Source organism: Kitasatospora sp. NPDC093550 (assembly GCF_044764985.1).
In the GTDB taxonomy this organism is placed as follows: Bacteria; Actinomycetota; Actinomycetes; order Streptomycetales; family Streptomycetaceae; genus Kitasatospora.
In genome coordinates, this window is sequence record NZ_JBIWJF010000002.1 from 248,873 (window position 1) to 274,412 (window position 25,540).

Sequence of the window (25,540 nt, forward strand, 5' to 3'; positions counted from 1 at the left end):
GCCCTTCCGCCGCCTAAGGCGGGCACTGGTCGGGCGCCCGCGCGGCGCCCTGGTGGCTCTCAGCCGCAGGACGTCGCCTGCGGACGGCCCGCGTCGTCCCGGCACCGGTTCAGCACCTCGGCGACGGGCCGGACGTAGCAGACCAGCTGCCCCCGGGAGAGCAGTCCGAGGGCGGACGGCCGGGCCGGCCAGTCGCCGGCCGGCCGGCAGTGCATCTCCGTGTCGCTCGCCCCGACCACGGTCAGCGACGCGCAGGGCGTGCGATTCCCGTCCAGGACGACCGGGACCGTCCCGTGGAGCCGGCAGCCGGTGATGACGAGGCACCCCGCCACCACGGCGACCCCGTGGACCACCGGTGCGCGCTCCGTCAGGCTGATCTGCGTGGTGGACACCACCCGGACCCGCGCCCCGGCCGGGACGTCCGTGGTGATCCGCGCCCCCGGGTCGATCACGCAGTCGTCGCCCACGCACACCGGCCCGAACACGCACACGTCGCCGCCGATCTGCACGCGGCTGCCGATCCGCGGGTGGCGGCGCGGGCGGACCGATCCGTCGGAACGCGCGACGATGTCCCGTGCCCCGAGCACGATGTTCTGCAGGAAGTAGCAGTCGTCGCCGATCTCGCAGTCCTCGCCGATGACCGTCCCCGATCCGTGGTCGACCACGAACCGCCGGCCGATCGCGGCGCCCGGGTGGATCTCCACGCCGGTGGCGAGCCGGGCCTCCTCGGAGATCCGGCGGGCCTGCGCCGTCAGGAGGTCGGCGGGCACGCCGGGGAGGCGCAGGGTTCCCACGGCGTGCGCCAGCCGGTGGGCCATCACCGACCGGAAACTGAGGTAACCGGAATAGATGTACCGCTGGTCACCGTGTGCCGCGGCATCGCGCCCCGCGAACGCGGCGAGGTCCTCGGCCACCTGGCCGCCGACCCGCGACAGCACCAGCCGGACCACCCGCTCGGACAGCTCCGGGCTCCGGGCCGGGCCCAGCCGGTCCGCGAGCCCGCGCAGATCCTGTTCGATGACGGACCGAGGGATCGCTGGAGATGACATGACCGTCCTCCCGTCCGATGGAAGCGGGGACGAAGCCCCCTCGATTGTCAGCCCCGCCCCATCGACACTCTCCCGAAGGACGCCACCCGAGTGATCCTCACCGCCCCCACCTGCGAGGATCCCGATTCTTCGCTCCGGAAGGTTTGGAAACCCCGCGGCCGGGGCCCGCCGCCGTCGCCGGTCGGCTCCCGGCGCGGCCGGCCTGCCGCGGCTGCCGGAACGGGCACGGGGCTCCCTCGGTGTGCCGAGGGAGCCCCGCGGTGACCGGCCGGCGGCCCGTGGGTCAGTGGCCGCCGTGGATCAGGTGGAGGGAGAAGGCCCGGTCGGTGGAGACGGCCGGCGTCTTGACCTCGGTGACGCCGGTGGCCGGGTCGTGGTACCACCCGGACGTGGCGGAGGCGACAGCCGCCGCCGAGCCGAGCCGGGGCAGCGGACCTCCCTCGGTGACCACCTGGCGCGGGGCGTCCTGGCCGTGCACGGTGAAGCGGTAGCTGCGCGCGCTCGGCTTGTCGGTGTAACTCCCCACGCTCGCGCCGACCTTGACGGTGGTGACGGCGCGGTTGGCGTGCACGTCCACCTGCTGGGTGGCCGAGGCGCCCGCGGTGAACTGCCGGGTGACGCCGTCGTCCTCGTACAGGGTGTAGGAGGAGTCGCCCTGCGCCTGCGGGTAGAGGTCGTAGTCGAGCTCGCCGCGGTCCCGGTTCTGCCAGGACAGCGTGCCCTTGGGCCACATCGGGACGATCGCGCCGCCGCGGACGAACAGCGGCAGGGTGTCCAGCGGGGCGGAGTAGCCGTCGATGGTGGTCGGGCCCTGGTAGGTGCGCCCGGTCCAGTAGTCCGTCCAGGTGCCCGCGGGCAGGTAGATGCCGTTGCGGACCGAGGTGTCGGAGTAGACCGGCGCGACCAGGAAGTCCGGCCCGGCCAGGAACTCGTAGGTCGCGTTCGGGCCGAGCGCCGCCGGGTCGTCCGGGTACTCCAGGGCGAGCGGGCGCACCGCGCCGATGCCCGTCCGGGTGGCCTCCGCGGACAGCGTGTACATGTACGGCAGCAGCCGCTCCTTCAGCTGCAGGTACCTGCGGTTGATCGAGGTGTAGGGCTCCCCGTCCAACCAGGGCTGCTGGTCGCGCTGCTCCTTGCCGGACATGTCCCGGGCCCAGCCGTCCATGGTCATGATGGCCGGGAGGAAGGCCTTCCACTGCAGGTCGCGGGTGTACATCTTCGGGTCGCGGCGGAAGATCGAGCCGACGTCACCGGTGTCGTACGCGATGCCGGACATGGTGGCGCCCGCGTAGGTCGGTATCTGCCAGCGGATGTAGTCCCAGGACAGGCTCTGGTCGCCGCTCCACAGCACGCCGCAGCGCTGCGCGCCGGCCCAGGAGACGGGCAGCCAGACGAAGCCGCGGGCGTCGCTGTTCTGCTCGATGCCGGCCTTGGCCTGGTCGCAGGCGTTCAGCGCGAAGTCGTAGCCGTTGCCGACCCAGGCCACGTCGAGCTTGCGCACCCGTACCCCGGCCTTGACCTCGTCGGCCTGGTTGGGCAGGCCGTTCTGGGTCCACAGGCCGAGCTGGGCGTGGTCCTTGCGCAGGCCCGCGCCGGTCGCGGCGAGGTCCTCGTAGCCGCAGCCGTAGCCGTCGTTGACGAGCATCCAGCCGAGCGGCATCTGGTTCCGCACGTAGCCGTCGGCGACCTTCAGCGCGTCGGTGGTGTGGCGCTCGCCGCGGTTGGCGTTGTGCAGGTAGCAGTCGGAGTCGCCGGGTTCCAGGCCGTAGACGGGCGGCATGAAGGGCTTCCCGACCAGGGCGGTGTACTGGCCGATCACCTTCTTCACGTCGCCGGTGAAGTAGTAGGCGTCCAGCCGCCGTTCCTGCTGGCCGGTGCGGACGGGCGAGCCGAAGTCGTAGATGCCGGGGGCGAAGGTGTTGCGGAGGACCCCGTAGCCGGCGCTGGAGACGTAGAACGGCTGGGAGTTGTTGTAGCCGCCCTCGTTCCAGTCGAAGCTGTTGGCGACGTGGATGGTCTTGTCGCGGTGGGAGAAGCCGCCGTTCTGTTCGCCGCCGCCGAAGAACTGCTCGTCGGCGCCGCGGACCAGGGACTGCCGCAGCCCGCTGGTGCTCCAGCGCAGCGGCGCGTCCTCCTGCCAGAGGGCGGTGCGGTCGTCGGCCCGGTAGAGGCCGAACCGCAGCGGGTGCTTGTAGACCCGCAGCACCTGGTCGCCCGAGCGGATGCCGTAGTACTCCCCGGCGTCGAAGGTGCTGGTGTCGTGCCGGAGTTCGGGCTGCTTGCGGATGATCGTGCTGCCGGCCGGGTCGGTGAGGACGCCGTCCGGGGCGGCCCGCAGGCGGAGCTGGTCGTCGGCGAGGAAGTCGACCTTGGCCTTCAGGGTGCCCGCGCTGATGTCGTAGCTGCCGTCCGAGCCGCCGAAGGAGGTCAGGTCGCCCGCGTCGGCGGTCTGCGGGAGGTAGGCGCGGCCGGTGTACGAGCCGCCGTGGACGTCGTAGGGGACGACCACGACGCGGTAGGTGCCGGAGGCCTTCGGGATCACGGTGGACTCGGGGTCGGCGGTGCCCGCGCTGGTGGCCACCTCCTTCCCGACGGCGTCGTAGACGTAGAGGTCGAAGTCGTCGGCGGGGTTCTGCCACTGGACGGACACCGGGACGCCGCCCTCGGGGTTGTCGTTCCAGTAGCCGGCCGGGACGTCGACGGTCAGGTCGAAGTGGTCGCAGACGGTGCCGCCCGGGTCCTGGGCGGCGGGCGGGCAGGCGGTGGGGCCGCCCAGGGTGCCCTTGGCGTACTGCGGGCTCTGCCAGGTGACGCTCTGGTGGCCCTGGTCGAGGACGGCGGAGGCGGGGCTGGCGGCCCGGGCGGGGAGGGCGGGGCCGGCCACGGCGGCGAGGCTGGTGAGGGCCGCCGCGAGGGCGGCGTGGCGGAGGTGGGGCCGGAGTAAGCGCACGGTGGTTTCTCCTGTCGAGTACTCCGCTGAAACAAGCTGATCGATAATGATCTGAAGTGCTTGAAGGGTGCTTGTAGCGAGCAGTTTCGACAGAGCTTGCTGTGCCCGGGTGGCCATGTCAACGGGGCGGACGGTTCGAGGCCCGGTTGATTCGGCAGGGTTCGAGCAGGCTGTGAGTCCGGTGCTGTTCCTTCAGCCCGATGATCGCGCAGATTCAAGCATCGTTCGTCACGAGTCGAACTCCGACGGCGCGGCGGTGGGGCCGGGTCGGTGACGCACGCTCAGCGCCCGGGGGCGAGGTAACGCCGGCCCGGTATCTGTTCGAAGATCAGGTTGGTCCGGGTCTGGGCGACCGCCGGGTGGGTGGTGAGGTGGTCGACCACGAAGTCGCGCAGCGCCTCCGGGCCCGCCACGCCGACGTGCAGCAGGTAGTCGTCCGAGCCGGCCATGTGGAAGACGGCCAGCACACCGGGCAGGTCGGGTGCGGTGCTGCGGAAGCTCTCGTTCTGCTCCCGGGTGTGGGCGCGCAGCCGTACCGAGATCATCGCCTGGAGCGGCAGCCCGATCGCGGCGGGGTCGAGCTCGGCGCGGAAGCCGCGGATGATGCCGCGCTCCTGGAGCACGCGGACCCGGGCCAGGCAGGTGGACGGGGCGATGCCGACCGCCGCGGCCAGGGCGTTGTTCGGGAGGCGGGCGTTGTCGGCCAGGGCGCGGATGATCGCCCGGTCCACGTCGTCGACGGGTGTGCGCCGGGCCTGCGGATTGTTCGGCATGCCCGCCAGGATCGCAGCCGCTTCCGCAGATTCGCAAACCAGATCGAGCCCTGGCCGAATGTTCTTCGGTGGACCTTCCCAGCGGCGGCGGAAAGTTCCATCCTTGCCGCGGTCGACGAACGTCCGTCGCCATCCACCGTGAGCCCGGAGTGCCCCGCCCATGAGCCCGACCGCGTCCGCCACCTTCGCCCCGGCCGCCGCCCCGACGGACGCCGCGCCGACGAGCGCCGCCCCGACGAGCGCCGTCCCGGGCGCCCGGACGGCCGCGCCCGCCGTCGACCCCGGCCCGGAGCTGGAGGGCGGCGACTTCGCCCTCCCGGCGGGCGGACTGGACGACGCGCAGCGGCTCCGCGCGCTCGACGCCGTCGACGAGTACCTGACCCGCAAGCGCAAGCACCTGGTCGGCTACCAGGCCACCCAGGACATGCAGGGCACCGCGCTGGACCTCGCCCGCTTCATGCCGAACAACATCAACAACCTCGGCGACCCGTTCCAGAGCGGCGGCTACAAGCCCAACACCAAGGTCGTCGAGCGGGCCGTCCTCGACTACTACGCCAGGCTCTGGCACGCCGAGCGCCCGCACGACCCGGCCGACCCGGAGTCCTACTGGGGCTACATGCTGTCCATGGGCTCGACCGAGGGCAACATGTACGCCCTCTGGAACGCCCGGGACTACCTCAGCGGCAAGGCGCTGATCCAGCCGCCCGCCGCCCCCTTCGACGCGCTGCGCTACGTGAAGGCCGCGCCCGACCGGCTGAACCCGAACGCCCACCACCCGGTGGCCTTCTACTCCGAGGACACCCACTACTCCTTCGCCAAGGCCGTCCGCGTCCTGGGCGTCGAGACCTTCCACGCCGTGGGCCTGGAGAAGTACGCCGACGAGTGCCCGCTGGTCGACCCGGTGACCGGCCTGCGCACCTGGCCCACCGAGGTGCCCTCCCGCCCGGGGCCGTCCGGGCACACCTGGGACGGGCCGGGCGAGATCGACGTCGACGCCCTCGCCACCCTGGTCGAGTTCTTCGCCGCCAAGGGCCACCCGGTCTTCGTGAACCTCAACCTGGGCAGCACCTTCAAGGGCGCCCACGACGACGTCCGCGCGGTCTGCGAGCGGCTGCTCCCGATCTTCGAGCACCACGGCCTGGTCCGCCGCGAGGTCCAGTACGGCTCCGACCCGGCGACCGGGGAGCCGCTGGTCGACCTGCGCCGCGGTTTCTGGATCCACGTGGACGGCGCGCTCGGCGCCGGCTACGCGCCGTTCCTGCGCATGGCCGCCGAGGACCCGGCGTACGGCTGGACCCCGGAGGCGGCGCTGCCCGAGTTCGACTTCGGCCTGCGGCTGCCCAGCACCGAGCACGGCGAGGTCGACATGGTCTCCTCGATCGCGATGAGCGGCCACAAGTGGGCCGGCGCGCCCTGGCCGTGCGGGATCTACATGACGAAGGTGAAGTACCAGATCTCGCCGCCGTCCCAGCCGGACTACATCGGCGCGCCGGACACCACCTTCGCCGGCTCCCGCAACGGCTTCTCCCCGCTGATCCTCTGGGACCACCTGTCCCGGTACTCCTACCAGGACCAGGTGGACCGGATCCGCACGGCCCAGGAACTCGCCGCCCACCTGGAGCGGCGACTGGTCGCCATGGAGCGGGAGCTCGGCGTCGAGCTCTGGCCGGCCCGCACCCCGGGCGCCGTCACCGTGCGGTTCCGCCAGCCGAGCGCGGAGCTGGTGGCCAAGTGGTCCCTGTCCTCCCAGGACGTGCTGCTGGTCCCGGGCGACGAGAGCACCCGGCGCAGCTACGTGCACGTCTTCGTGATGCCCTCGGTCGACCGGGCGAAGCTGGACGCCCTGCTGGCCGAACTCGCCGAGGACCCGGTGATCCTGGGGCGCGCGTAGCGGCCCGCTCGACGGAGCGGGGGAGGCTCAGCGGACCGCGCCGGTGGGCCGGTCGCCGATGCCCTGCCCGTCGATGTCCGCCCCCCAGGCGTCCACCCCGACGGCACCCACGCAGTACCCGCTGCCCTGGACGGTGCCGCCGGCCTCCTGGCACTGCTCGGCGGTGACGTCCCGCGGCAGCGCCCGGGCCGGGGCGCCGCCGGCGAGGGCCAGGACGGCGGTGGTGACGGAGACGGCGAGCGGGACGGCCACCCGGGCCGGCGACGAGGTGATCATGCGCCCAAGGACAGCACGCGGCCGGGAGCCCGGCGACTCCGGCACGGCCGTTCGCGGCGGCCCTGACCGCAGCCGACCGGCTTTGGCTCCGGGCCGCCCGACCGGGCATGATCGGGGGCATGGTCGAACGAGTCATTGCAGCGTGTGACGGAGCAGCCAAGGGCAACCCCGGTCCGGCGGGCTGGGCGTACGTGGTGGCGGACGCCACCGGCGCGCCCCAGCGCTGGGAGTCCGGCGCGCTCGGGCACAGCACCAACAACGTGGGCGAACTGACGGCACTGCAGCGGCTGCTGGCGGCGACGGACCCGGCCGTCCCGCTGGAGGTGCGGCTGGACAGCACCTACACCCGCGACTCGGTGACCAAGTGGCTGAAGGGCTGGAAGCGCAACGGCTGGAAGACCGCGGCCGGCAAGCCGGTCGCCAACCAGGAGCTGATCCAGGCGATCGACGCGCTGCTGGAGGGCCGGGACGTCACCTTCGTCTACGTGCCGGCCCACCAGGTCGACGGCGACCCGCTGAACGCCATCGCCGACAAGGCCGCCAGCGACGCCGCGCGCACCCAGCAGGACGCCTCCGGCACCGCCGCCGACCTGCCCGAGCCCGACCCGGCCGCCGCCGCCAAGCCGCGCCCCGCCCGGGCCGCCGCCGGGAGGGGCAGCACCACCCGCACCGGAACCACCGGCACCACCGCCACGGCCGCGAAGCGCAGCTCCTCGGGCACCGCCCGCACCCTCGCCGCCCGCTACCCGGGCACCTGCCCGTGCAGCCGCCCGTACGCCAAGGGCGACAAGATCACCAAGGTCGGCAGCAGCTGGGGCCACCCGGAGTGCGTCGCCGCCCACGCCTGAGCGGGCTCACGGCCGACCGTCGCGACGTCTGAGCGGGCTCACGGCCGACCGCCGCGACGCGTGACCGCCGCGACGCGTGACCGCCGCGACGTCTGAGCGGGCCGACTCCCGGACGGTCCGCCAACGGTGAGGGCCCCGTGCCGAGTCGCGCGGGGCCCTCGTCCGTACCCCCGGGTGGACGAGGGACCGGGCGGAGCGGAGGTGAGCACGGTGATCGTCTCGGAGACGGCGGAGTTCCACGTCGGGGACCGGGTGTGGGTCTACCGCGAGTCGTCCTACGCCGCGGTCGAGAGCGCCGTCGTGGTGGCCGCCCCGGCGGACCACAGCCTGCGGCTGCTGTTCACCGACGGCCACCGCAGCCATCTGCGCTCCGGCCGGGTCGAGTTGCCGGCGGGGCACCCCGCGCGAACGTCGTAGCCGGGCCGGGAACCGTAGCCCCCGGTCGGGAGGCGACCGACACCGAAACACGACCGGCCGACCGCGGGTGCGGTCGGCCGGTCGTGGGGGAGGCGGGGGAGGGTCAGCCCTCCTTCGCGATCTCCTTGATGTCCTCGAAGCCCATGCCGAGGGAGTTGAAGGTGCGGGCCTGCGACTCCGGGACGCCGAGCTGGGCGAGCTCCTTGAGCTGCGCGTCGGTCAGCGGGGCGGCGGGGGTGAGGGGGCCGCCCGCGGCGGGGCGGCCGGCACCCGCGCCGGCACCGGCGGGCCCGGCGGCGAGGCCGAGCACCGTCTTCATCAGGTCCTCGCTGGTCATCTTCACCGCGCCGGCCGGGGCCTGGACGTCCGGGGCCGTCTGGTTGAAGGCGAGCTTCACCGGGAAGTTGACGCCGGGCTCGATCTTGTCCGCGAGCTGGGCGAGGTCGAAGGTGGCCGAGGAGAAGGCGCCGTTCTTCAGGTAGAGGTCCACGCCGACCTTGCGGTCCGGCACGTCGCTCGGGGCCTTGGACGGGAACTTCTTGAACTGCTGCGGGAACTTGTCCGCGACCGGCTTGACGGCCTTGAACAGCTCGTCCACCAGCTGGCGGGCCGGGGCACTCATCCAGATGTGCTCGGCACCGTCCTTCGTGCCCTTGTCCTCGTACGTGACGGTGCGGCCGAGCACGTCCTTCAGCGAGTTGAGGAGCTGCTTGGCGGCCTCCGGGTCGGCCGTCGGCACGGCGTTCGGCGCGGCCTTCTTCCCGTCGTTCTTCTTCGCCTCGTCGGCGAGCTCCTGGAGGTCGAACGAGATCCACTTGCCGGCCAGCGCGTCCTTGACGGCGCTCAGGTCCGGCGGCAGGTCCGCGCTGAGCTCGTCCACCTGGGACGGGTCCTCGCCGGCCAGCTTGAGCACGCCCTTGGCGTCGACGTGCAGGTAACCCTTGGCGTCGACCTGGCGGTACTCCAGCAGCGAGGTGCCGCTGCGGTCGGAGATCACGTAGGAGACGCGGACCGACTTGTCGAGCGTCAGGTCGTTGTTGGTGCCCGAACCCTTGGCGCTCTTGAAGGCCTCGATGTCCTTGAGCGGCTTGTCCGCGGAGACCGCGACGGCGAAGGTGAGCCCGGACAGGGCCTTGGCGCCCTTCTCGTCGACCTCGCTCTTGGCGTCCTTCTCCCCGGTGGCCTTGGCGAAGGCGACGATCTGCTCGGGGGTGGCGTCGATGGAGAGCGCGAAGCCGGCCGACTTGCCGTCACCGACCTTGTTGAAGGCCTTGGACACCTTCTGAGCGGCGTTGAGCTGCTCGACGGTGCCGCAGGCGGCGAGACCGGTGGCGAGGACGGAAGCGGTCACGGCGACGGGCATCGCACCGCGAGCGGCCTTGCGGATGGCGGTGTTGATGGTGCAACTCCTGTGTTACTGGGCCCGATCGGACGACCGGGACTCCCTCCCCTGTGGCATGAAGCGCCGCAGCGCTTACACATGTGATCACACTATCAGCAAGTAATCACGCCATTATTTGGGGCGGGCTTTAAGCGATGTGGCCGAGATCGACCGAAGTGGCCAGATCTGTCCGTCCATTGTTCGGACCGCCTCCGGATTCCTCCCGGGCACTCCCGATCGCGTCCGGGCACTCCCGATCGCGGCCGTTTGCTCGTCGGACCGCTCGGCGGCCAGGCCCGAAAAACCGAAAGATGGCAAAAGCTTTGCCGAGAAGGGCTGTTCGGGGCCTGATCACCGACTGCTAACCTCAGCCGATTTCCCGCCGGGCAAGGTCGGCGGACACGACGGGGTAAGAGGTACCGAAAGCATGGCAATACGCCGGGCGAAGCAGAAGGCCCAGGTCATCGAGAAGCTGTCCCAGGTGGCACCGCCGGGAGACACCTTCATCGCGTGCGTGCACGTGGAGACCGGCCCCAGCCCGTGGCTCAACGCGGTCTTCGACGAGGTCCCACTGCTCGGCCTGATCGTCGCGCTGACCCGTCAGTTCTACTTCCTGACGCTCACCAACAGCTCGATCGTGGTCAACGCCGCCAGCCGCTGGACCAACCGCCCCGGTGAGGTGGTCGCGGTCTTCCCGCGGCACGCCTTCCCGGTCAGCCGGGTCAAGCGGGCCTCGGTCTGGAGCTCGATGTACGTGCAGCTGCCCCACAGCACCAAGCCGACCCGGCTGAACATCCACCGTTACTGGCGGGCCGAGCTGGACCAGCTGAGCACGGCCTTCCCGCCCGGATCGATCGATCCCTCCTCGCAGCCGTTCGAGCTCGCGCCCAAGGGGATGCCGTACCCGGGCCAGCCGGGCCAGCCCTTCCCGCAGCAGCAGGCCTACCCGGCGCCGCCCGCGCAGCCGTACCCGGCGCCGCCCGCCCAGCCGTACCCGCCGCAGCAGGCCTACCCGGCGCCGCCGGTCCAGCCCTACCCGCAGCAGCAGCCGTACCCGGCGCCGCAGGCCTATCCGGCGCCGCCCGCGCAGCCCTACCCGCCGCAGGGGGCGTCCTACGGCGGTCAGCCGGGCTACCCGGGGCAGTGACCTCGCGGTCCAGCGGGTCCAGCGGTCAGCGGTAGGCGCCGGGCGGCCCGTGCGCACATCGGCCCCGGCCCCCCTCGTGGGGAGCCGGGGCCGAACGATTCTGCGGCTCAGCGGGCGGTCAAGACCGCTACGGCTGCTGCAGGATGACGATGACGAGGACCACCGCACAGATCAGGAACCCGAGCAGGACGCCCGCCACGGTGGGCGTCACCCGGTCCCGGAGCTGCTTCGCCGGCTTCACCCGCTGCGTCGGGTGGGTGCTGTACTCCCACCAGTTCACCAGCCGCTGGAAGTCGGTGTCGAAGTCCGCGGACGGGTACAGCCGGCTGGTCTGGAGGCCCGGCAGCGAGCGGCGCCGCCCGTCGGTCAGGAAGACCCGCGCCGCGTACGTCACCGAGCCGTTGCTCTTGGTCTCCCGCACGTCGACCCAGCGGATCTCCTGCCACGGGTACGTCCGGCCGCGCCCGAAGCCCCAGCAGACGCTGACGCCGTCGGCTCCGACCCGGCTCCAGCAGCGCCAGCTCAGGACGGCGCCCGGCACGCAGAGCGCGACGGTCGCGAGGACCATCCAGAACGTGGGCCAGGCGCCGAGCTTCATCCCGCCGACGACGACCTGGGCCGCGAGCAGGAGGAGGAGCGGGAGGAAGTTCGACCACGAGGGTCGGAACAGGTCCTTCCCCCGGAAGATCAGTTCGTTCACACGGCGCACCCTACGCCTGGGCCCAGGCCCTGGACCAGGGGGTTCCACGGTTTCCGGCCGGTCGGCGGGCGGCCGGTGGACCGGCCGTCGGCGACGGGCGGACGGCCCCCGCCGCGCACGCGTCCGCCGCCGACGTCTTGCCAGCCGACCGGCCCCCTCCCTACCGTCGAGTGGCGCAAGCTGACAGACCGTCTCACAACCCGTCGTGCCACCCCCCACGAAGGAGCGACGATGTCCAGCACAGCTCCCCGGCGCCGCCTCGGCGTCCGATCCCTCTGCACGCTCGCGGCCGCGCTCGGCCTGCTCGCCCCGGCCGCCGTCACCGGCGGCGCCGCCTCCGCGGCCGCGCCGGCGCTGCGGGAGGTGATGTTCGTCGGCAACAACTGGGACGGCACCGCCGACGTGATCGAATCCTCCGGCGCCCTCACCAAGGTCGGACGGATCAACGTCATCCCCGACAAGGACCAGCGGCTCGCCGAGATCTACCTCAACCCCGTGAAACTCGGCTTCTTCCTCGGCGTCCGGCTCGGCCCCGGCGAGGGCCACGACCAGTTCGTCGACGACATGTACAGCACGCCGGACGGCACCGCCGTGGTGGTCTCCCGGCCCAGCTTCGCCGACGTGGTCTCCCTCGACCTCGCCACCGGGCGGATCAACTGGCGCTTCCCCGTGGCGGGTTACCGCGCCGACCACATGGCGCTCTCGCCCGACGGCACCCGGGTGGCGGTCTCCGCCTCCACCGCGAACACCGTCCACGTCCTGGACGTCCGCACCGGCGCCGAACTCGGCTCGTTCCACACCGGGGACAAGCCGCACGAGAACATCTTCACCGACGGCGGCCGGCAGCTGTGGAACATGTCCATCGGCAACGTCGAGACCGCCCTGGACGCGCCCTGGCTGGACTGGACGAAGGGCGACCGGCACATCACCGTCGTCGACGCGGCCACCCTCACCCCGATCCGCGAGATCGACATGCGCAAGCGCCTCGACGACGCCGGCCTCGGCGGCCTCTCCAACGCCGTCCGCCCCGCCGTCTTCTCCCCGGACGGCACCCGCCTCTACTTCCAGGTGTCCTTCTTCAACGGCTTCCTGGAGTACGACGTGACGGCCGACCGGATCACCCGGGTCAAGACCCTCCCGGTCGACCCGGCCGCCAGCACCGACCGCACCACCTGGCCCAACGACTCCCGCCACCACGGCCTGTCGATGAGCCCGTCGGGCGACCGGATCTGCGTCGCGGGCACCGTGGACGACTACGCGACGGTGGTCGACCGCGCCACCCTCCAGGAGGGCCCGCTGATCCCCGCGTCCAAGCCGTACTGGGCGACGGTGAGCGGGGACGGCAGGTCCTGCCTGGTCTCGGAGAGCGGCGCGGACCAGGTCACCGCCATCGACTTCGCGACCGGCCGCAAGACCGCCTCCGTCGCCGTCGGCCGCCACCCCCAACGGGTCCGCCTCGGTCACGTCCCCACCGGCTGGACCGGGCCCACACCCTGACGCAGACCGGGCCGCGCCGGCCCCCCGCTCATGGTCGGACGACCGCGAGGAGGCCGGTCGGACTCCGCCGAGCACCGTCGTTCCTCCGGAACCGGGCGGACGGGGGACAGTGAGTTCCCTCGGGGCGGGTCGGTCGTTGAGCCGTCGTGGCTGATGGGACGGACAGGAGCCGGGGCCGTGCTCCGGTGGTGTGGGCGTTGACCGTGCAGGAGCCGGCCCAGGGGCCGCCGCTCGCGGAACTGATAGTGGAGGTCGGCCCGGACCTCCACGGCGCGCTGGTCGAGGGCGCCGTCGACAGCGGTTTCACGCTCGCGGCGGGCGAGCCGCCGGCCACCACCGCCACCGTCGCGGTCGGCGACGGACGCGTGGAACGGTTGGAGCTGGTCGGCGGCCGCGAGCTGTGGGAGCCGGACTCGCGCATCGAGGTCTCGCCCGGCTGGCTGGCGGCCGCGGAAGCCCGGGGCACCGCCGTGGTGATCATCGTCCCGCCGGGCACCTGGCCGCCCGGCCTGCTCGAGCTGGAACCCGCGGCGCGCCTCGACGTGTTCACCCGGCGCCTCGAAGAGGAGACGGCGGCGGGCCGGGTGCTGCACGGAACGGCAACGGTGCGGGTCGCGCCGCCACCGGAGGGGTAAGCGGGGTCGGATGGCGGGGCCGCCTCCACCCCGGCGTCCCGCGCGAGGAGGGACGGCGCCACCCCGGGTGAGTGAGGGACAGCCCGGTGTGGGAGAGTGCGACGCGATCTTGAGTCTTGGGGGGTGGATCGGTGCAGACGCGTCGTGGTGCGGTGGCCGTGGTCGTCCTGGCGGTTCTCGGTCTGTCGGCCTGCTCGGCCGCCGACCCACAGGCCCGGCCGGGGACCGCGCCGGCCGCCGGCCGGGCGGCTCCTGAGCACCTGCGGGACGGCCTGCTGACCCAGGACCGGCTGCCCAAGGGGTTCAAGCTCCTCACCGCTGAGGCCAACCTGACCACGACGGGGGCCCCGCACACCCCGTCGGCCACCCCCATCGCGTCGATGCCGTGCAAAGAACTCGGCGTCAACTCCTTCATGACGGCGCACGCCGCGCCGGCGGAGGACGTGGCGGTGGGACTGGAACGGACACCGGTCGGCGACGACGACCTGGGCTGGTTCGGCCAGGAGGCGCTCGACCGGTACGGCCCCGGACAGGCGGCCGCCGTCATGGCCGCCATCCGCGGGGCCGCCCAGCGCTGCACCTCCTACACCAACACGCTCACGGACGGCACCCGGCTCCAGGAGACCGTGTCGGTCACCGCGGCCGCCGTGCCGGGCGACGACAGCGTGCTGCTGCGCGTCACGTCGACCTTCCCCGAGGACGCGCACACCTTCGTCGGTGTGACCGGGTTCGTCCGCGTCGGCGACGTGATCGTCATGGTGCAGCAGATCGCCGAGGAGAAGCCGTCGTCGGACACCGAGGCCGTCCTCGCGGCCGCGGTGTCGGCGTACCGCGCCGCCACCGGCGGCTGAGTACGGCACCCTCGCCCGGCCTCGACACCCCCGCACTCCGCGCCACCCCGGCCGAGGCCCGCCCGGCGCCCCGGCACTCCGCGTTCGAACGGGCGGCCGGGAGTCCCCGAGCACCTCGACCCACCGGCCGGCTCAGGCAGCGGCCGGGGCGGGGCGTTCGCGCAGGAGGAGGGCGGCGTTCAGGGCGACCACCGCGGCGGCGAGGCCGTGGACGCCGAAGGCGATGGCGGGCGACCCGTGGTTGCCCAGGACCGTCAGCATGTCCGTGACGGGCGCGAAGACGAGCCCCAGCAGCACCCAGCCGAGGGCCATGCGGTGGCCGGTCAGCAGGAGCGCGAAGACGCCGAGGCAGATCGCGATGTCGCGCCCGCCCTTGACGGTGAGGAAGCCCGTGCCCTCGTGCTGGGGCCAGCTCGGCAGGCCGAATCCGGCCGCGGACCCCTGCGGGTCCAGCAGGAAGAGGAGGCCGATGTACAGCAGGAACAGACCGCTCAGGACGGAGAGGACGGTGGTGAAGCGCTTCATGGCTTTTCCTGTCTTTCGGGAGGAGTTCGGGCAGAGGGGAGGGAGGCGGGCGGAGACGGTCAGCCCCGGACCCGGCGGGTGGCGCGGGCGTACTGTGCGCGGCCGACGGCGTACCAGAGCAGTCGGGCCGGGAGCGGCAGCCCGCCGAGGATCGCCGAGCGTTCGGCCGGACCGGCCTCCTCGAGGACCATGCCGAGGAAGAACAGCAGCTTGGGCTTGGGCGTGTGGGCCAGGAAGTGCTCGCCCATCGCGTTCCATTCGTGCAGCCACAGGTGCTGGGCCGCGAGGGGGAGCAGCGAGGCCTCCTCCTCGTCGAGGTGCTCGACGAGGACCGCGCGGTGCTCGGCGAGGGCGGCGGTGAGCGCGTCGCGCTCCGCCTCCCCGGCGCTCGACTCCCAAGCGGGCAGGGCGGCTTCGGCCGCCGCGAGGGTGGCGGCGACGCGTTCGTGCTGGGCCTCCATCCGCAGGACGAGGTCGGCCTCCAGGTCGACCCTGGCCAGCAGCGGAGGCCACAGGAACGCGTCCTCGCCGTGGTGGTGGTTGCTCAGCCCGAGCCGGTAGTCGCGGAAGTGGTCCGCCAGGACGCGGGCGCGGGCGGTGTCGCCGGGAGCGACGGCGGCGATCAGCTCGACGAGCAGTCGTGACTCGCGGCGCAGTCCGCGGTGGATGACGACCATCTCCCGGGTGTTCGGACGGGTCTGCTGCGGTGCGTTCGTGGTGTCCATGCGAGAAGCCTCGCCCCGGGCTCCTGGAGGCCATTTGGAAGCGACTTGGACCTCGGCGGGCCGTCTACGATGTGCCTGGTGACGGTCTCCATACGCGTGCTCGGCTCCTTCGCCGCCGAGCGGAACGGCGGGCCCCTCCCGCTCGGCGGCCGGCGGCAGCGCGCGGTCCTGGCCCGGTTGGCGGTGGCGCGCGGCGCGGTCGTCTCGGTGGACCGGATGATCGAGGAGATCTGGCAAGGGGCCCCGCCCGCCCGGGCCGTGACGTCGCTGCAGGCGTACGTGTCGAACCTGCGGCGACTGCTGGAGCCGGGGCGGGCACCGCGCACTCCGGCCGCCCTGCTGGTCAGCGCACCACCCGGGTACGCGCTGCGCCTGCCCGACGGCGCCGTCGACGCCTGGCGGTTCGAGCGCCTGCTGCGCGAGGCGCGCGAAGTCCCGCCGTGGCAGCCGCAGACCGCGCGGGGCCTGCTCGGCGAGGCGCTCGCGCTGTGGCAGGGCGCGGCGTACGCCGAGTTCGTCGACGAGTCCTGGGCCCGTGCCGAGGTCGCCCGCCTGGACGAGCTGCGGCTGGTCGCGCGCGAGCTGAACGTGGTCGCCGCCCTGCGGTCGGCGCAGGCCGCCGTGACGGTTCCCGAGGCCGAACTGCTCACGCTCGACGAGCCGTTGCGGGAGGAAGGCTGGCGACTGCACGCGCTGGCGCTGTGGGCGGCGGGGCGGCAGGCCGACGCGCTGGCGACACTGCGCCGGGCCCGCGCGGTCCTGGCGGACGAGGCGGGCCTCGACCCGGGGCCCGCGCTCAACGAGCTCGAAGCGGCCATCCTGGGAGGTCGCACCGCGCTGCTGCGGGCCGCGACGGAGGTGCCGGGGCGCCGGCCGCCGACCCCGCCCGAGGGCCGGACCATCCCGGCCCCGCCGCGCCGACCCGCCCCGGACACCCGTCTGTTCGTCGGCCGCGACGCCGAACTCGCCAGGCTGGCACAGGCCGCCGACCGGGCGGCCGCCGCCGGGCCCGGGTTCGCGCTGATCACCGGTGAGGCGGGCCTGGGCAAGTCGGAGCTGCTGGAACGGCTCGGCGAGCGGCTCCGCGAAGAGGGCTGGCTGGTCGCGGCCGGCCAGGCCACCGACGACGAGGGCGCGCCACCGGCCTGGCCCTGGGTGGTCGCACTGCGGACGATCGCCGCCGCCCTGGCGCCCCCGCCCGAGTCGACCGAGGCACTGGCCCCGCTGCTCTCCGACCGCGCGTCCGGCCGGGGCCCCGACGAGGACGTGGCCGCCGGCCGGTTCCGCCTGAACCGCGCGGTGGCGCGCTGGCTGGCGGCGGCGGCCCGCCAGCGGCCGTTGGCCGTCCTGCTGGACGACCTGCACTGGGCCGACGCCGAGACGCTCGCCCTGCTGACCGGCCTGACCGACCTGCCCCCGGGGACACCCCTCCTGGTGGTGGCCGCCTACCGCCCGGACGAGATCGAGGGCCCGCTCGCGGACCAGCTCGCCGTGCTCGCCGGGCGGTCCCCGCTGCGGCTGCCGCTGCCGGGGCTGTCCGCGTCGGCCGTCGCCGAGGTGGTCAGGGCGGCGGGCACCGGGCCGGTGGACGCCGGGACGCTCGCCGCGCTCGCCGAACGCACCGGCGGAAACCCCTTCTACGTCTGGGAGAGCGCCCGGCTGCTCGGCAGCGAAGGCGCGCTGGTGGCCCTGTCCGAGGTGCCCCAGGGCGTCCGCGACGTGCTGCGTCGCCGCCTCGGACGCCTCCCCGACACGGTCGTGGCGGTCCTGCGGCTGGCCGCAGTCGTCGGGCGTGAAGCGGACGTCGAGCTGCTGGTCGACGCCGCCGACACCGACGAGGACGCCGTCCTCGGCGCGCTGGACGCCGGTCTGGTCGCCGGACTGCTGACCGAACCCGCCCCCGGCCGCGTCCGGTTCACGCACGCCCTGGTGCGCGACACGCTGCTCGCCGACCTGAGCGGCCTGCGGGCCCGGCGCATGCACGGCCGGATCGCGGCCGGCCTGGAACGGCTCGGCTCGGGCGACGTGTCCGCGCTGGCCCACCACTTCGCGCGGTCGGCGGCCTCGGCGACGGCCGCCAAGGGCGTCCACTACTGCCTGCGCGCGGCCGACCTGGCAGCCGCCCGCTACGCCCACGACGCGGCGGCCGAGCTGCTCGCCGCCGCCCTGGACTGCTTCGACCGGACCCCGGCCGGCCCCTCGGGGGACCGGGAGGCGGAACGCCTCGACCTGCTGGGCAGGCTGCTGCGTGCCCAGGTGCGGGCCGGGGCGGTCACGGCCGCCCGCGCGACCCGGCAGCGGGCGATCGAGGGCGCGGTCGGCACCGGGCGCGGCGAGCTGGTGATCCGCGCGCTCACCGCCTGGTCCGAGCCGACGCCGTGGCAGACCCGGCCGTACGGCGTGGTCGACGAGCCCGTCGTCGCGCTGCTCGGCCGGACGCTGGACCGGCCGGACGTCGCCCCCGCCGCCCGGTGCGGGCTGCTGCTCGCCTACTGCGCGGAACTGTCCGACGAGCGGAACCCCCGGGTGCGGGCCGCGGCCGAGGAAGCCGTGGCGATCGCCACGGCCCTGGGGGACCCGGGCCTGCGCGCGAGGGCGCTCGCGGCGCTGCTGCGCGAGCTCGACGCCGAGTTCGACGGGCGCGCGCCGGTGCTGCGCAGCGAGGAGCTCGTCCGGCTCGCCACCGAGCACGACCTGCCGGCCTTCCGCTGGTTCGGCCTGCTCAGCCTGTCGATCGCCGCCGCTGCCGAAGGCGACGTCGCCGGTGCCTACGGCCACATCGACACGTGCGTGGAACTGGCCCGGACCTACCGGCTGCCGGGGCCCGTCGTGGTCGGCCAGACCGCGCTGGCGACGCGGGCGCTGATCGAAGGGCGCAGCGAGGAGGCCGAGAAGCTCTACGCCGAGGCCACCGCCGGCATGGCCAGGCAGGGCTCCCCGCACGCCGACGGCTTCCTACAGGTCGCGACGGCGACGATCCGGGCCGCTCAGGGCCGGCTCGGCGAGTTCGTCCCCCAGGCCCGGCGGCTGGCCAAGGAGTACGGCCCGGCGATGGCGGACCTCCTCGCGGCGGCCCTGTGCGCCGACGGGCAGCACGACGAGGCCCGCGCCGTCCTCGCCCGGGTGGGGCCGCTGCGCACCGACTACCTCCTCACGGTCCTCGCGACCTTCCGCGCGATGGCCGCGGTGGCGCTCGGCGAGAAGGAGCGGGCCGACGAGCTGTACCGCACGCTGCTTCCCCACCGTGACGCGCCGCCGCCCTCCGCGGGCTTCACCCTGGCGATCCGCCCGGTCGCCGCCACCCTCGGCGACCTCGCCCGCCTGCTCGGCCGCGACGCCGAGGCCGCCGCCCACCTCGCCCACGCGGCCGCCCTCGCCGAACGGTGGAACACCCCCCTGGGCCGCGGCGGCGACTGATCCGGCGCCGCCCGGCCGCCGACCTGAGGCTCCCCATCCGGCGGCATGGCCGCCGGCGCCCCCGAGAGGGATCGTCAGAGCGCCCGGCTAGGGTGCCCGCCATGGACAAGGGACTGCTGGTCGAGGAGCTCTCCGGCCCCTGGAACGACAGCCGGTCGGCTCGCGATGCGCTCGTCGAACAGGGGACGGAGATCGTCGCGGCAGTGCTGGAGCTGCTCTGCGACGAGCGGTCACCGGTGGACTGGGCCGCCTCCGCAGACGTCCTGTGCCGGATCGGGGAGCCCGCGCTCCTGCCGTTGGCGCAGGCCGCCGAGGCGGCGGACTCGCCCGAGGTCGCCCGGAGGATCGGGTGGGCGCTGGGGAGGTTGGCGGTGGCCGACCACGCGGTCTACGTGCCCCTGCTGGACCACCCGCACCCCCGGGTCCGAAGCGTCGCGCTCTTCGCCCTGCAGACCCAGGGCGCGGCCGCGGCGAGGTTCGTCGACCGGATCATTCCGGCCTTGGGCGACCGGGACGACGAGGTGCGGCAGCGAGCCGTCCGGACGTTGCGAGCGATCGGCTCCTCAGCCGTCCCCGGCCTGCGGCAGGTGCGTTCCCGTCCCGCGCCGGCGCCCGGGGTACGGGCCGGCGCGCTGGAGGCCCTCGCCGCCATCGGCGGGCCCGCCGCCCTCCACCACCGGGACCGCGACCTCTGGGAGCGGCTGACCAGGATCAAGCTGCCGACCGATGTCCCCCGGGACCTGCACCTGTGCGGAAGCTGGTACGCGGTACCCACCGCGGACCAGGACGCGGTCCTCGACGCCTTCGACCTCACCGGAGCCCACCCCGTCACGTTCCGCACCGGCGCGGCGGCCTGGAACCACGACCACCACGACTGGGACCGGAAGCAGCCCCACACCGCCTGCTCGCGCGTCTTCGTCAGTCCGGCCCTGAACGGCTGGACCCTGGTCTTCGGCGACACCTCCGAGGCCACCCACCGCATCCGTGAGGCGGACGGGGACGACCGGGCGCGCGAGGACGTCGTGCGGAAGCGGTGCGCGGAGCTCAGCCACCGGTTCGGCTCAGCCCAGTGGTACGGCATGAGCTGCGGCGACGATTGGACCGCCTGGTGCATCGCCGAGGAGGGCCGAGTGGTACGCCACTACGACGCGTACACCGCCGAGGAAGACGGGGAGGACGGGGACGACGGCAGCGCGGGACATCCGGCCGAGTCCGGCTACCTCCTCCCTCACCAGGACGGATTCCCCGACGACGCCTTCGACGGCGTGAGCGCCTCCGACTCCGAAGCGTTCCGCACCCGGTATCTCCAGGTGAAGGAGGAGCTCCGCATTCCCGACACCTGCTACGCCACCGACATCGCCGCCCGACTCTCGGTCGATCCCGCCGACCTGGGACCGGCAACCGGGATCGAGGGCCACGGGGTCCTCGCCCTCACCGCGTGCGGCCGAGAACACGGCCACCCGGCCGGTGCACTCCCGGTGTGACCGTTCCACCGCCGGTTCCGCTCGAGCCGACCCGCCCGTTCGGGGACGCGGCCGGTCCGCTCACTGCGGCCGTGCTGCCGGCGCCGGCCGTCCACCGGCGGCCTCGGCAGTCGGCCTGCGCGGACGTCGCCGAAGGCGGGGCGCCCTCTTGCGGGCGCCCCGCCCCACGGTCGGGACGTTTCCGTGCGTCGGTCAGATGTTGGGGTTGATCGGGCGGTCGCTGTCGGAGTGGTGCCAGTCGAATTCCTGGGTGAGGCCCGCGCTCGCGTTGCGGCCGAGGGTCCACAGGCCGTAGGAGGAGCGCGGGCCCGGGTTGCCGACGTAGGTCAGGCAGGCGCCGCCGGCGTTGCACACGCTGCGGTCGGTGTTGAACGTCCAGCGCTGGTTCGGGTCGTTCGCGTTGCAGCCCACCGCCCGGGCACCCGGGCTGTCGGACGGGCTGTCAGGGAAGTGGCCCCACAGGCACCGGCCGTCGTTGGTGCTGTGGATCAGGCCGTCCGGGGAGACGAACCAGAACTGGTTCCAGGAACCGTCGCACGGGCGCAGCAGGACCGGGCGGCCGTCGCCGTTGATCTGCCGGTACTCGTCCATGCAGTAGTAGGTGCCGTCGGGGCCGCCGCTGGCCGGGCGGGCGAGCGCCGCGAGGAAGCCGTAGGCGTAGGGCTGCGGGTTCGTCGGGTCGGCCTGCGCGGTGGCCGGCAGGGCGAGGGCCCCGGCCAGGGCGAGCAGGGCGGTGGACAGGGCGGTGAGTGTTCGTCGCATCGGCGTGTTCCTTGACCTTCCGGTGGGTGATGGCGGCAGCGGACGCCCGGCCCGGCTGCGCGCCACCCACAGTGGAGGACTCCTTCGCCGCCGGTCAGCACCAATCGGAACCGGACAATCAATCCCGGAGAACGCCGCCGCGGCAGGCACCCGGTGCGTCGGAGCGCGGACAAACAATCTTTCGGCTCCGACCAGAGGGAGGAACGGAAGTGGGCCGCGGACAACGTGCGTTGGACCCCCTCCACCGGACCAGTGGCCGGGTGGGCCGGCCTCGGGGCGGGCGGCGAGGTACTCCGCCGAGACTCGGGCACGTTGCCGGGTGACGGCCATGACGGCAGTATCGCGACGCTGTCCACCGGATTTGCCGCTGCTTCGTCCGGTCCCGTCGGTCTTGTCGGCCGGGTTCTGGGGTCGCTTGTCGGGGCGGTAGCCGGACCGTTCGTGGTGACGTGGTGGCTGGTGTCGATCGCCGGTCCGGGGATGAGTCGGCGACGGCGGGTCAGGGGAGAGCCGCGTCGGCCCTTGTGCCGAAAGGTCGGCCGGAAGGGTCGGTCCTGCCTTCGGGGCCGCTCGGGGAGGCGCAGCGGCGGGGCGAGCGGGTGGCCCGCCGTGGCGGCATTCAGCGGAGGCGCGCCGTTCGGTGCCGGGCGGACGCGGTGTGCGGCCGTACAGTGCTGCGGCCGAGCGCCCGCTCCTGCGGGAGTCGGGACGGGTGGCCCGGGCGGTCGGGACGACGGGCCGGGCAGCATGGGACGGTTCAGGGAGGTGGTGTGGCGGATGAGAGGGCTCAGGCCCGGCGGCGGCGCCGGTGTCGCCACGGCGATCGCGGCCGCCGGGACCGCACTGCTGTGCGCGGCGGTGTGGTCGCTCCTCGCGTTCACCCACCCGGCGGTGGAGGGCGTCAGCGGGCAGTACCTCTTCGGCGGCCTCTGGGTCGCGGTCGGCCTGATGTTCGCGCTGGCCGGCCTGCTTCTCGTCGTCAACCGGAACGGCCAGGCCCTGGGGGCGCTGCTGCTGTCCGCCGGCGTGCTGGAGACACTGCGCATGGCGGCTTCGCTGGCGGCCGCGCTGGCCGGGGCCGGGCCGGGGGTCGTCGGGGTGGTCGCGGCGGTCGTGCTGGCCGCCTCCACCCTCAACGCCTTCGCGGTGGTGAGCTTCCCGCTCTGGTTGCCCGACGCCCGGCTGCCCGGCGGGGTCTGGCGCTGCATCCCCGTCCTGGTGGCCGCGTGGAGCGCCGTGGCCGCCTTCGGCACCACCGCCCGGGTGCCCGAGTGGTACGGCCTGCCGAACCCGCTGCACCACACCGCGCTGTACGCCTGGGTGGACGGATGGCTCAGCCCGTACGCGATCGTGGAGTTCGCCGCGAGCCTGGTGCTCACCCTGACGGTGGCCACGGTCCGCTGCCGGCACCTGCCCGGGCCGCACCCGTACCTGCGGGCGGTGATGGCCACCTACCTGGTGTGGGCCGCGCTGGCCGTCGTCCCCAGCTTCGTCGGCGACCAGCCCACGTGGCTGCCGTACGCGGTCGTCGTGGCGGGTGAGGTGGTCTGGATGCTGGTGCCGCTCGCCGCCTTCCGGCGCGACCGCGGGCTCTCCCTGGACCGGGTCACCCGGCGGTACCTGACCGCGTTCGCGTTCGGCGCGCTGGTCTTCGTCGCGGTCGTGTTCGCCGCCTATCTGACGCACCTCCTGCTGCCCGGCACCGGCACCGGCACCGGCACCGGCACCGGCACCGGCACCGGCGGCGGGACCGGGCCCGGCACGCGCTGGTGGCAGCTCGCCATGGCCGCGGCCGGGGGCGCGCTGCTGCGCCCGGCCGCCCGCGGGGTGGGGCGGGCCGTGGACCGCTACTACTACGGCGAGCGGGCGCACCCGTACCAGCTGGTCCGGCAGCTGGCGGAGCGGATGAGCCACGCCGTCGACCCGGCGGACGCGGCGCCGCTGCTGTGCCGGACGGTGGTCCTGGCCCTCGGGCTGCCGGCCGCCGCGGTCCGGGTACGGACCCGGAGCGGGCCGCGCGAGCTGGCCCGGATCGGGGCGCTCGACGTGCCCGGCGTGCGCTTCCCGCTCACCTACGAGGGCGCCGAGATCGGCGAACTCCTCGTGCCGCCCCGCCCCGGACAGTCCGAGCTGGACCGGCAGGACCGCGACGTGCTGAGCCTGCTCGCCGACCAGGCCTCGCCCGCGATCGCCTCCTTCGGCCTGTACGAGGACCTGCGGGCCAGCCGTGAGCAGCTCGTCCTGGCCCGTGAGGAGGAACGCCGCCGGCTGCGCCACGACCTCCACGACGGTCTCGGCCCCGCCCTGTCCGGCCTGCGCCTGAGGATCGACGCCGCCGGCGCCGACCTGCCCGACGGCTCCGAGGCCGCCGACTCGCTCACCGCCGCCTCCGCCGGCATCGGCCACGCGATCACCGAGCTCCGGCGGATCACCCACGACCTGGGCCCGGGCCCCCTCGACGGCAAGGGGCTGGCCGACGCGCTCCACCGCCTCGCGGACACCCTCGGGAGCCGGTCGCTCGACGTCACCCTCGACCTCTACCCCGACCCGTTGCCCGCGCTCTCCGCGGCCGTGGAGGCCGCCGTCTACCGGATCAGCGGCGAGGCCCTGAACAACGTGGTCCGCCACTCGGGTGCCACGGCCGCCCGGCTCAGGCTGTGCGCCCTCCCCGACCGGATCACCGTCGAGGTCGCCGACAACGGCACGGGCTTCCCCGCCCGCGCCGCGACCTCCGGGGTCGGCCTGCGGTCCATGGCCGAGCGCGCCGAAGAGCTCGGCGGCACCTTCACCGCCGACAACACCCCCGGCGGCGCCGTCGTCCGCGCCGTCCTGCCCTGCGGCCCGCCCGACTGACCCGGCCCGCCGCGGGCCCCGGGCCGTCCCTCCGGCACAGGGAGCCCAGGGGCACCGGGAGCCGCCGGGGCGTCGGGTCCGCCCGGCCGGCTAGGAAGCGGAGGTCGGCGTCCGTGCGGCTGCCAGGCGCCACAGCGAGGTGACCTCGGCGGAGCGGGCAGCGTGGAGCGGGTCGGTGGCGTCGGAGGCGCGTGGGTGCCGCGGCCTGACGTCGAGCTTGCCGACGACGCGCAGTCCTGCCGCGGCGATGGTGGCGAGCAGCTCCCGGCGTGGCCTCAGGCCCAGGTGCTCGGCGAGGTCCGAGAGGATCAGCCACCCCTCCCCACCCGGTGCGAGATGGTCGGCGAGCCCGTACAGGAAGCCGTGGAGCATCCGGCTGTCCGGGTCGTAGACGCCCTGCTCGATCGAGGATGTCGGTCGGGCGGGGATCCACGGGGGATTGCAGACCACGAGATCGGCGCGTCCCGGGGGGAACAGGTCGGCGTTCACCACCTCGATCCTCCGCGCCATGTCCAGGCGGCGGACGTTCTCACGAGCACAGGCGAGCGCGCGCGGATTGGTGTCCGTGGCCACCACGCGCTCGATTCCGCGGTGAACCAGGACCGCGGCGAGCACGCCGGTGCCGGTACCGAGATCGAACGCCGTGCGCGGACCGGCGCCGCGATCCACCGTCGGCAACGGCAGCGGCGCCTGTGCCACCAGGTCCACGTACTCCCCCCTGACCGGGGAGAACACGCCGTAGTGCGGACGGAGGCGCGCACCGAGGGCGGGCACCTCCACCCCCTTCCGGCGCCACTGGCTCGAGCCGATCACGCCGAGCAGCTCCCTGAGTGCGACCACCGAGGGCCGCTCCGGCGGGCCGTACGCTTCCGTGCAGGCCCGGCGGACATCGGGAGACCTGCGGAGTGCCAGGGTGTAGTCGTGCTCCAACGGCACCAGCAGCATGCTCAACGTGCGGGCACGCCGTCCGCGGGCGCGGCGGTGCAGGTGGAAGGCTTCCGCCGGAGTGGCCCCCTGGGGAAGGCCCTTGCGGTCGGCGCGGCGGCTCATGGCCTTGAGCAACTGGCGGGCGTTGTGGAAGTCGCCGCGCCACAGCATGGCGGTTCCTTCGCAGGCCAGACGATAGGCGGTGTCGGCCCGCATCCGGTCGTCGGCGACGACGACGCGTCGGGGCGCCGACATCCCGTTCTCGGAATGCCATGGGGCGGATCGTTCGGTTCCGGCTTCGAACCAACGGATCTCGGACACCTGTACTCCTCGTGATCGAACGTGCAAGGGGGCACGAAGAGCACTTCGACGAGGAGGGAGCCAATGGGCACGGCCTGCGAGCGCAGGCGTGAACGTCAGAGCAGGAACGGC

General features: G+C 73.8%; 20 protein-coding genes. 10 read left to right on the forward strand and 10 right to left on the reverse strand.

What is annotated here, in order from left to right:
* Positions 1–59: 59 nt before the first annotated feature.
* The 3 genes from ACIRD3_RS04280 to ACIRD3_RS04290 form a co-directional block, all read right to left on the reverse strand.
* A complete protein-coding gene (locus ACIRD3_RS04280) occupies positions 60–1,049 on the reverse strand; it encodes a serine O-acetyltransferase (protein ID WP_402211362.1) in 990 nt (329 codons plus the stop codon).
* Between the two features lie 283 nt (positions 1,050–1,332).
* Entirely contained in the window at positions 1,333–3,999 is a 2,667-nt protein-coding gene (locus tag ACIRD3_RS04285; RefSeq protein ID WP_402211365.1) for a TIM-barrel domain-containing protein, read from the reverse strand.
* Positions 4,000–4,280: 281 nt separating this feature from the next.
* Positions 4,281–4,772: an Lrp/AsnC family transcriptional regulator gene (locus ACIRD3_RS04290; RefSeq protein WP_402211368.1), complete on the reverse strand. Its 492-nt coding sequence runs from the start codon at positions 4,770–4,772 to the stop codon at positions 4,281–4,283.
* 160 nt (positions 4,773–4,932) lie between these two features.
* Here ACIRD3_RS04290 and ACIRD3_RS04295 point away from each other — a divergent pair, with 160 nt between their 5' ends.
* Positions 4,933–6,663, forward strand: coding sequence for a histidine decarboxylase (locus ACIRD3_RS04295; RefSeq protein ID WP_402211371.1), 1,731 nt, complete (start codon positions 4,933–4,935; stop codon positions 6,661–6,663).
* Positions 6,664–6,690: 27 nt separating this feature from the next.
* Here the strand turns inward: ACIRD3_RS04295 and ACIRD3_RS04300 are convergent, their stop codons facing one another.
* Positions 6,691–6,939, reverse strand: coding sequence for a hypothetical protein (locus ACIRD3_RS04300; protein ID WP_402211373.1), 249 nt, complete (start codon positions 6,937–6,939; stop codon positions 6,691–6,693).
* 119 nt (positions 6,940–7,058) lie between these two features.
* Here ACIRD3_RS04300 and ACIRD3_RS04305 point away from each other — a divergent pair, with 119 nt between their 5' ends.
* Positions 7,059–7,787 carry a ribonuclease H gene (locus ACIRD3_RS04305; RefSeq protein ID WP_402211376.1) on the forward strand — a complete coding sequence of 243 codons (729 nt, stop codon included), beginning with the start codon at positions 7,059–7,061 and terminating at the stop codon, positions 7,785–7,787.
* Between the two features lie 201 nt (positions 7,788–7,988).
* On the forward strand, positions 7,989–8,204 hold the full coding sequence (locus tag ACIRD3_RS04310; protein ID WP_402211378.1) for a hypothetical protein: 216 nt from the start codon (positions 7,989–7,991) through the stop codon (positions 8,202–8,204).
* Positions 8,205–8,307: 103 nt separating this feature from the next.
* On the opposite strand, the gene ACIRD3_RS04315 is transcribed toward ACIRD3_RS04310, so the two are convergent.
* A complete protein-coding gene (locus ACIRD3_RS04315; RefSeq protein WP_402211381.1) occupies positions 8,308–9,555 on the reverse strand; it encodes a hypothetical protein in 1,248 nt (415 codons plus the stop codon).
* A 457-nt stretch (positions 9,556–10,012) separates the two neighbouring features.
* On the opposite strand from ACIRD3_RS04315, the gene ACIRD3_RS04320 reads away from it, so the two are divergent.
* Entirely contained in the window at positions 10,013–10,732 is a 720-nt protein-coding gene (locus ACIRD3_RS04320) for a hypothetical protein (protein ID WP_402211384.1), read from the forward strand.
* 127 nt (positions 10,733–10,859) lie between these two features.
* Here ACIRD3_RS04320 and ACIRD3_RS04325 read toward each other — a convergent pair whose 3' ends face one another.
* Positions 10,860–11,432: a PH domain-containing protein gene (locus ACIRD3_RS04325; RefSeq protein WP_402211387.1), complete on the reverse strand. Its 573-nt coding sequence runs from the start codon at positions 11,430–11,432 to the stop codon at positions 10,860–10,862.
* 231 nt (positions 11,433–11,663) lie between these two features.
* On the opposite strand from ACIRD3_RS04325, the gene ACIRD3_RS04330 reads away from it, so the two are divergent.
* The 3 genes from ACIRD3_RS04330 to ACIRD3_RS04340 all read left to right on the forward strand — a co-directional run bounded on the left by ACIRD3_RS04330 (position 11,664) and on the right by ACIRD3_RS04340 (position 14,415).
* Complete coding sequence (locus ACIRD3_RS04330) at positions 11,664–12,929, forward strand: YncE family protein (RefSeq protein WP_402211390.1); 1,266 nt, start codon at positions 11,664–11,666, stop codon at positions 12,927–12,929.
* A gap of 197 nt (positions 12,930–13,126) precedes the next feature.
* Positions 13,127–13,564: a hypothetical protein gene (locus ACIRD3_RS04335; protein WP_402211393.1), complete on the forward strand. Its 438-nt coding sequence runs from the start codon at positions 13,127–13,129 to the stop codon at positions 13,562–13,564.
* A 131-nt stretch (positions 13,565–13,695) separates the two neighbouring features.
* Complete coding sequence (locus ACIRD3_RS04340) at positions 13,696–14,415, forward strand: hypothetical protein (protein ID WP_402211396.1); 720 nt, start codon at positions 13,696–13,698, stop codon at positions 14,413–14,415.
* 132 nt (positions 14,416–14,547) lie between these two features.
* Here ACIRD3_RS04340 and ACIRD3_RS04345 read toward each other — a convergent pair whose 3' ends face one another.
* Positions 14,548–14,940, reverse strand: a complete 393-nt coding sequence (locus ACIRD3_RS04345; protein WP_402211399.1) for a DUF4267 domain-containing protein — start codon at positions 14,938–14,940, stop codon at positions 14,548–14,550.
* A 59-nt stretch (positions 14,941–14,999) separates the two neighbouring features.
* Positions 15,000–15,665: a hemerythrin domain-containing protein gene (locus tag ACIRD3_RS04350; RefSeq protein ID WP_402211401.1), complete on the reverse strand. Its 666-nt coding sequence runs from the start codon at positions 15,663–15,665 to the stop codon at positions 15,000–15,002.
* A 78-nt stretch (positions 15,666–15,743) separates the two neighbouring features.
* On the opposite strand from ACIRD3_RS04350, the gene ACIRD3_RS04355 reads away from it, so the two are divergent.
* Together ACIRD3_RS04355 and ACIRD3_RS04360 are read left to right on the forward strand one after the other, a co-directional pair.
* Complete coding sequence (locus ACIRD3_RS04355; RefSeq protein WP_402211404.1) at positions 15,744–19,082, forward strand: BTAD domain-containing putative transcriptional regulator; 3,339 nt, start codon at positions 15,744–15,746, stop codon at positions 19,080–19,082.
* A 101-nt stretch (positions 19,083–19,183) separates the two neighbouring features.
* A complete protein-coding gene (locus ACIRD3_RS04360; RefSeq protein ID WP_402211407.1) occupies positions 19,184–20,566 on the forward strand; it encodes a HEAT repeat domain-containing protein in 1,383 nt (460 codons plus the stop codon).
* Positions 20,567–20,758: 192 nt separating this feature from the next.
* Here the strand turns inward: ACIRD3_RS04360 and ACIRD3_RS04365 are convergent, their stop codons facing one another.
* Positions 20,759–21,328: an RICIN domain-containing protein gene (locus tag ACIRD3_RS04365; RefSeq protein WP_402211410.1), complete on the reverse strand. Its 570-nt coding sequence runs from the start codon at positions 21,326–21,328 to the stop codon at positions 20,759–20,761.
* A gap of 777 nt (positions 21,329–22,105) precedes the next feature.
* On the opposite strand from ACIRD3_RS04365, the gene ACIRD3_RS04370 reads away from it, so the two are divergent.
* Complete coding sequence (locus tag ACIRD3_RS04370) at positions 22,106–24,181, forward strand: sensor histidine kinase (RefSeq protein WP_402211412.1); 2,076 nt, start codon at positions 22,106–22,108, stop codon at positions 24,179–24,181.
* A 90-nt stretch (positions 24,182–24,271) separates the two neighbouring features.
* Here ACIRD3_RS04370 and ACIRD3_RS04375 read toward each other — a convergent pair whose 3' ends face one another.
* Positions 24,272–25,429, reverse strand: a complete 1,158-nt coding sequence (locus ACIRD3_RS04375) for a methyltransferase (protein ID WP_402211415.1) — start codon at positions 25,427–25,429, stop codon at positions 24,272–24,274.
* Positions 25,430–25,540 lie beyond the last annotated feature (111 nt).

Bases quoted from the DNA above. Each gene is read 5' to 3' on its own strand.
- ACIRD3_RS04280 (WP_402211362.1), bottom strand. From the start codon at position 1,049: ATGTCATCTCCAGCGATCCCTCGGTCCGTCATCGAACAGGATCTGCGC.
- ACIRD3_RS04290 (WP_402211368.1), bottom strand. From the start codon at position 4,772: ATGCCGAACAATCCGCAGGCCCGGCGCACACCCGTCGACGACGTGGAC.
- ACIRD3_RS04295 (WP_402211371.1), top strand. From the start codon at position 4,933: ATGAGCCCGACCGCGTCCGCCACCTTCGCCCCGGCCGCCGCCCCGACG.
- ACIRD3_RS04300 (WP_402211373.1), bottom strand. From the start codon at position 6,939: ATGATCACCTCGTCGCCGGCCCGGGTGGCCGTCCCGCTCGCCGTCTCC.
- ACIRD3_RS04305 (WP_402211376.1), top strand. From the start codon at position 7,059: ATGGTCGAACGAGTCATTGCAGCGTGTGACGGAGCAGCCAAGGGCAAC.
- ACIRD3_RS04320 (WP_402211384.1), top strand. From the start codon at position 10,013: ATGGCAATACGCCGGGCGAAGCAGAAGGCCCAGGTCATCGAGAAGCTG.
- ACIRD3_RS04330 (WP_402211390.1), top strand. From the start codon at position 11,664: ATGTCCAGCACAGCTCCCCGGCGCCGCCTCGGCGTCCGATCCCTCTGC.
- ACIRD3_RS04345 (WP_402211399.1), bottom strand. From the start codon at position 14,940: ATGAAGCGCTTCACCACCGTCCTCTCCGTCCTGAGCGGTCTGTTCCTG.
- ACIRD3_RS04350 (WP_402211401.1), bottom strand. From the start codon at position 15,665: ATGGACACCACGAACGCACCGCAGCAGACCCGTCCGAACACCCGGGAG.
- ACIRD3_RS04360 (WP_402211407.1), top strand. From the start codon at position 19,184: ATGGACAAGGGACTGCTGGTCGAGGAGCTCTCCGGCCCCTGGAACGAC.
- ACIRD3_RS04365 (WP_402211410.1), bottom strand. From the start codon at position 21,328: ATGCGACGAACACTCACCGCCCTGTCCACCGCCCTGCTCGCCCTGGCC.
- ACIRD3_RS04370 (WP_402211412.1), top strand. From the start codon at position 22,106: ATGAGAGGGCTCAGGCCCGGCGGCGGCGCCGGTGTCGCCACGGCGATC.